This is a genomic window from Paraglaciecola marina (assembly GCF_004360155.1).
GTDB classification, from domain to species: domain Bacteria; phylum Pseudomonadota; class Gammaproteobacteria; order Enterobacterales; family Alteromonadaceae; genus Paraglaciecola; species Paraglaciecola marina.
In genome coordinates this window covers 1-1,173 of record NZ_SAIS01000069.1, presented here as the reverse complement: position 1 = coordinate 1,173, position 1,173 = coordinate 1, and the positions used below count along the sequence as shown (strand labels likewise).

Annotated in this window: 1 protein-coding gene; it reads right to left on the bottom strand. The window is 45.5% G+C overall.

Translation table 11 applies throughout. The features are described 5' to 3' along the window. Positions 1-16: 16 nt before the first annotated feature. A protein-coding gene (locus EOK74_RS20690; protein WP_133472024.1) for an IS3 family transposase occupies positions 17-1,101 on the bottom strand; the annotation gives its coding sequence in 2 pieces (ribosomal slippage) (positions 17-840 and positions 840-1,101; 1,086 coding nt in all). Positions 1,102-1,173: the final 72 nt, after the last annotated feature.

Here is a 1,173-nt window from a genome sequence, read left to right as displayed (position 1 = left end):
TATTCGTAGAAATTCTTTAAGCCGCTCTCAATAGTTGTTTGGGTGGTACACCACCAATTGCCATATTAGGTCGTTCACTGTTGTAAAGCCAGAGCCAGTTTGTTGCTAGCTCTTGCGCTTGCTCAACACTTTCAAACATGTGTAAGTCCAACCATTCATGCCGTGCAGTTCGATTAAACCGTTCAACATACGCATTTTGTGTGGGCTTACCAGGTTGAATATAAAGTATCGTTATCTGATGTTGGTTAGCCCATGTTATCAATTGGTTTGAAATATATTCTGGTCCATTGTCGCAGCGAATTGCAGCAGGCTTGCCGCGCCACTCGATAACCTGCTCCAGAGAGCGAATAACCCTCAGGCTAGGCATCGATAAATCCACATCAATTGCCAAACCCTCACGGTTGTAATCATCAATGACATTGAACGTGCGCAATGAACGCCCATCAGCCAAACTGTCTGACATAAAGTCCATCGACCACACTTGATTGATAGCCTGTGGCACACTCAGGGCGTCAGGCTTATCACGCTTTATCGTTCGCTTGGGTTTGATCCTCAGGTTCAACTCAAGTTCGCGGTAAATGCGATACACACGCTTATGGTTCCAGCGGAAGCCCTTGACGTTTCGCAAATACAAAAAGCACAAGCCAAATCCCCAACGTCGATGCGTTTCAGTGAGTCGCAACAACCAATCGGCTACCAGCGCATTTTCACTACTCAGTTTCGCTTGGTAGTGGTAACAGCTGCTACTAATACCCAAGCTTCGACACACAATACGAATACTCGCAGCATGCCGATTAATAGCGTTCTTTGCCATCTCCTTTCGCTGGGATGGCCTTACAACTTTCCCTCAAGCGCTTCCTTACGGATCTCAGCAACTAACCGTTCCTCAGCGTACATCTTTTTGAGCCGTTTGTTTTCGTCTTCAAGCTCTTTAAGTCGTTTCATCAACGACGCATCCATGCCGCCAAACTTGGCTCGCCATTTATAAAATTGTGCTGAACTCATACCGTGTTCACGGCACAGTTCAGGAACGGCCACACCATTTTCATTCTGTTTTAAAATCGCCAATATCTGGCTGTCTGTATATCTCGATTTACGCATAGAAAACTCCTTCGCTTTAGTTTAAAGGGAATTTCTACTTATAACTGCTCCGACTTTCTGGGGGGATTACAA